Genomic DNA, 4,911 nt, shown 5'->3' with positions numbered 1-4,911 from the left:
TTAATAATAGAATTAAGCTCATTATTCGACAAAGCTATGGCTTTAAAAGCTTTGAATCTTTGCGAGAAAAGCTGTTAGCTTGTTTATTTAAATAAGATTTACTTATCCCCACAGGTACGGGAGAGCCGGAGGAAAAAAGCTGTTTCGTCTAATATCTATTGTGTTAACTAACAACAGCACTCAACAACTAGAAAACTGATATTTCCTCAACTGAAACAGGTGAGTAAGACAACTGAGTTTTAATTATTAAGTGTCTCTCCAACTAGCATTAATTAACAGAGGAAATTACTCGTTTTTGTCTGGTGTGGGTGCTATTGTTGTGAAAATTAGAATTGAGCAAAATATTAAGTTGTAGACATTAGTAATTCATGCAGCAATACACGCTACGTGCAGGCTACGCTAACGACTGAAGACTTTCATTTCATGGTTTTGTCTGAATATGACCGGAGAATTTTTCTTAGCTGTGACTAAAAAAACCTGTCTTGTACCTGGGATATCTCGTGATGGTTGATGCTCACTATAACGCCCAAAATTAGCACCATTTTCTCCTGGCTGAATGACAGTAGCATCCCAGCCATAGTTGAGCAATAAATCTTCCGGTCGATCGCACCCAAACTGCCAATGTCGTAAAACTCGTCCGCGATCACTTTGTCTAGCTTTTTCTCCAACTTCAACTGACTTCACACTGACAAAATCAGCGCCCAAAAAACTACCATCAACACTAAGCTCAGAAATTTTTTGCAACAGTTTAAACACAGCGATTTGGGGCAAATACATTAACACCCCTTCCAATAACCAAATAGAGGGATGAGTAACACAAAATCCCTGACTTAATAAAGTATCAACCCAATTATCTGTTAAATCAGCCTTAATTACAGTGCGAAAACACTTAGCAGGTACATCTTGAAGAATTGAATCTTTATATTGCAAAACTTCCGGGCGATCGATTTCATAAACACGAGTTCCGTTGTGCCAAGGCAAGCGAAATGCTCTAGCATCCATACCTGCACCCAAAATTACCACCTGTGATACTCCCAATTGCGCCGACATCAAAAAGTCATCGTAAAAGCGAGTACGCACGGCAATAAATCGGGTACGTTTGGCTGTGATTTGAGCTAAATTATCGCCTACTTTTTGCCACCTTTCTAACAAAATAGGAATTTCATCTGCTGCTAAGAGAGCTGCAAAAGGGTCTTCAAATAAGCGATCGCTTCTCTGGTTTTCAATTGCTCTTTTGGCGGCAACAATTAGTGCCGTGTGTGATATAGCTTTTTGAGTGCGATCGTCTGAAAACATATTTAAAGGCATTGACTAATGGGAACTAGTTTACACCTAATAAAACGGTTTCTGTCTGTTGTTGTCGATAAATATTAGCTTCTGCCAAAATATTTTTTTCCTCTGGATTAAACACTTTTGGTTGCATTTGATTCAAATCATCCAACACCGCATCAGCAATCGATATATCGCTAAACAAATAGTATTCAGTTAAACTACCAATCCGATAATTAAAAGATTTATACCGATGCTTAAAATACAATTCAACATTTCCCCGATGTGACCACAAGCCCAGTAAACTAACCTTAATATTCTGGTAATGACAACGTAAATCTCTTTCAATTTCGGGTATTCGTTGGGTAATTGATCGCTTAGTCACTCCAATCTTATGCAAAATTAATCCATCGGCTTCAATTTGCAGATAGTACAAATTATGTAATAAAATACTAGCCAACTGAGCACGATATAACCGCAAATCAACTAACCTTTCTGCTAAATTTAACGATTTAATCACCTTGGCTAATTCTGCTTGACGTGAAAGTTCAGCTAATTTGGCTAACAATAATGGTTCTTGGACTTGATTAAATTCATGCAATGGTAAAGCACCTATTGGAATTTTACCTAATGAAGTAAACTCATAAGCTGGTGGTTGAAGGTAAACATTTTTCTGTAGTACCTTGGCTTTAATTAACGGTTTCAGTTCTGGTAAATTAGGAATTCCCCAATCATAAACCCCGAAAGATTGCCAGAGTTTTTGTAATAGTTGTAGTGTGGTTCCTGATAATTTGATATGAAAATTGTCGTACAGTGGTAAAGTAGGTAATTCCTTTTTTGTCGCTACTGGATAACAAGTTTCCTCGGCATGAGCGAAGTGATGTTGCTTAAGTTTTCCTTTCCTGGCTATTAATTGACCAGCACAATAGGGGCAGAATAATTTAGATTTACCGCTAGGGACATCAGCAATTTCCACTAAGCTATTGTTAGAGTCAACTGCATATTTAAGCCATGTCATCTGTTGAGTTCCTTTGTTTAGGTGAGCAAATCTTTTACTGTTTTGTGTTGTTCAGTTAAGACAGCACCCTAATTTTAGTTTAATATTTTCTTAATGTTTTGGGAAATCAGGGATTGACTAACAATTAAACTTTAATTTTGCGGGTAGTAAATGAGTAGTGAGAATCAGGAACAGGAATTTAATCAGTCTGTAGATTACAGCCGACTGCGCCGCCTTTTGTTGATGGGACTTTGGGAAGAGGCAGACTTTGAAACTGGTGAATTGCTGCTTTTGTCAATTGGGGTAACTAATTGGAGAATTCGGGAAACTGATGGGGTAACGATGAGCGAGCGCAAAACTTTTTGGTCTACTGATTGTAGGATTAAAGACTATTGCCAATTAAAATAAACGGTGCCCAGTAATAAGGATGAACAAAACCTTTGTGATACAAAAGGCTAAGTTGTGCTTGCTGTAGAGCCGCAGTTTTTGAGATAGGCGCAGACTTTTTTCCCTTGGCTAAATTAGTGTAAAACTCTTGCATCAATTCGCTGGTACTGCGATCGCTAACTTGCCATAAAGAAGCAATCACAGCTTTGGCACCACGACTGAGAAAATAATAACTAATTCCGGCAATCTCTACTCCCTCAGAATCTGGCCCACCTAATGCGCTTTCGCAAGCTGATAACACCACTAAATGAACGTCTACCAAATCTTGCAAAGTTTCAATCTCAGGAATTGTTAATTTTTCACCTGTACCTAGCAACAAATAAGAATCCTTGGGGTGTCCGACTACAAATGCTCCATGAGTAGCCAGATGTAAAATCTTTTTACCTAACAAATTATCTCGCAGCGTCCGAAAATTAAATTCTCGGTTTAAAAACGCCTGACCGGGATAAATCCCTTGAGAATCATTGTTTTTTTGCCGCACGATTCTACTGATTTCATCTTTCACATTTGGTAAAGGATTAAAATTTAAAATCGGCTCAGATAAACCAAGTGCTAAAACTGAGATATTTTCTCTACCAACAGGTAGACGATCGCGCACATCGGTTAATTCGGCAGACAATATAGTAGAGATTGTATAGTTCTCTATTAAATATTTTTGTCCGTCAAACAATGCACTCATGGGAATGTAGCGGGTTACGCGATCGAGGGAAAAGACTAAATTTTTTACTGGGTTAGTTTTCAGTTCAGATTTTAGAGGTTTAATTAACCAATTGTAAAGTTGTTTTCCCGTAGCCTTAACTTCGGCAATATTAGAATTAGGAGTTTGCAGCAGTAGGCGAAATTTTAAGACAGTTTTCCCCAATTCTTCTTGCTTGACTGGAATTTCTAAGCTTTTAACAATTCCACCTGGGGCTGCCCATAATAGCCAGATTTTTTCTTTTAATACCAAAGGATAAATCAGTACTGTTCCTGGCTGTGCTTCCACAATTTCTCTAGCTTTACGACCTAAATCTTTGGGATTAAGGATGGCTTCATCTTGAGTCTGAAGCGAGCGAATTTGTTTTACTAAACTCTCCACAGCTTGATTGTATTGTTGGGTTAAAGCATCACGTTTATCTAATAGTTCGCCCAGTTGGCTACAGCGATTTTTCTGGCATTCATCAACTTGCTGTCCAAAAGCAATTAAACTGCCATAAGTTTGGATAATTTTTTCTTCAGTTGGGTTTAACTGACTACCATTGGTTTCTCCTCCGGCTCTACTATTTTCCGTGAACTCCCGCAATTCTTGAACTTTCAGCAGTTCTAAGGTTTGTTGAGCTTCTAAAATTCGTCCTTGTGAGAGTAATAAATTAGCTAATGAACGGTAAGTATCTGCAACAGTTTGAGTATAAGATTCTTGTTGTTCGCGTGATAATGGTTTAAGGTTTTCCCTAATGGATTCTGTGATATTAACTGATTGTTTGTAAAAGACTATAGCTAGTTCTGGTTGATTTTGTTTCTCTAGCAAGAAAGCAATGTTACTCAGAGTTAATCTTTCGGCTGGTCGATCGCCTATTTCTCTTTGAATAGCTAAGGCACGTTGATAAGTCTCCCAGGCTTTTTGATATTGACCATTATTTTGATAAACTACCGCTATACTGTTAAAAGTAATTGCTTCGCCAGAGCGATCGCCGATACTTTGTCTAATAGCTAAAGATTTTTGCAAATATTCCAATGCTTGAGAATAGTTAGCTTGTCTATCATAAACTATGCCGATATTAGTCAGAGTATTCGCTGCCCCAGCGCGCTCGCCAATTTCTTGTTTAATAATTAAAGATTGCTGATAAAAATTTAAAGCTTGAGTATACTGACCCAAGCGGTCGTAAACTAATCCAATATTGTTTAAAGTAGCACTTTCTGACGGACGCGCACCCAGTAGTTGAATAATTTTTAAACCTTTTTTGTAGGCTGATAAAGCTTGGTCATATTGACCTAAAGTGTAATAGATTCCGCCAATGTCATTGTGTAGATTTGCCGCATCCACCAGTTTACCGATTGTTTGATTAATTGTCAGTGCTTGCTGGTAGAAATCGGTTCTTCCGTACTTACTGTGCTAAATTATTAGGGAAGTGTTAAGCATCAAAGAGATGAAGAATAGATTACTGACTAAGTTGCTAAACCTACCAGGAGTTATAGTAGAAGAAAGTCAAGAAACAGAA

Annotated in this window: 4 protein-coding genes; 1 reads left to right on the top strand and 3 read right to left on the bottom strand. The window is 37.8% G+C overall.

What is annotated here, in order from left to right; all coding sequences use genetic code 11:
* Positions 1-399 precede the first annotated feature (399 nt).
* Both IQ264_RS31585 and IQ264_RS31580 read right to left on the bottom strand, forming a co-directional pair.
* A complete protein-coding gene (locus IQ264_RS31585) occupies positions 400-1,308 on the bottom strand; it encodes an SAM-dependent methyltransferase (RefSeq protein ID WP_228061960.1) in 909 nt (302 codons plus the stop codon).
* Between the two features lie 13 nt (positions 1,309-1,321).
* Positions 1,322-2,287, bottom strand: coding sequence for a competence protein CoiA family protein (locus IQ264_RS31580; RefSeq protein ID WP_193986545.1), 966 nt, complete (start codon positions 2,285-2,287; stop codon positions 1,322-1,324).
* 150 nt (positions 2,288-2,437) lie between these two features.
* Between IQ264_RS31580 and IQ264_RS31575 the strand changes: the two genes are divergently transcribed.
* Complete coding sequence (locus tag IQ264_RS31575; RefSeq protein ID WP_193986543.1) at positions 2,438-2,674, top strand: hypothetical protein; 237 nt, start codon at positions 2,438-2,440, stop codon at positions 2,672-2,674.
* Here the strand turns inward: IQ264_RS31575 and IQ264_RS31570 are convergent.
* Positions 2,649-4,736, bottom strand: coding sequence for a CHAT domain-containing protein (locus IQ264_RS31570; RefSeq protein WP_193986540.1), 2,088 nt, complete (start codon positions 4,734-4,736; stop codon positions 2,649-2,651). The genes IQ264_RS31575 and IQ264_RS31570 overlap by 26 nt on opposite strands.
* Positions 4,737-4,911: the final 175 nt, after the last annotated feature.

Origin of the sequence: [Phormidium] sp. LEGE 05292 (assembly GCF_015207735.1) — a bacterium.
Taxonomy (GTDB): Bacteria; Cyanobacteriota; Cyanobacteriia; order Cyanobacteriales; family Aerosakkonemataceae; genus Floridanema.
This window is presented reverse-complemented; position numbering and strand designations above follow the sequence as displayed.

Coding starts and splice junctions, on each gene's coding strand:
- IQ264_RS31575 (WP_193986543.1), top strand. CDS start 2,438: ATGAGTAGTGAGAATCAGGAACAGGAATTTAATCAGTCTGTAGATTAC.
- IQ264_RS31585 (WP_228061960.1), bottom strand. CDS start 1,308: ATGCCTTTAAATATGTTTTCAGACGATCGCACTCAAAAAGCTATATCA.
- IQ264_RS31580 (WP_193986545.1), bottom strand. CDS start 2,287: ATGACATGGCTTAAATATGCAGTTGACTCTAACAATAGCTTAGTGGAA.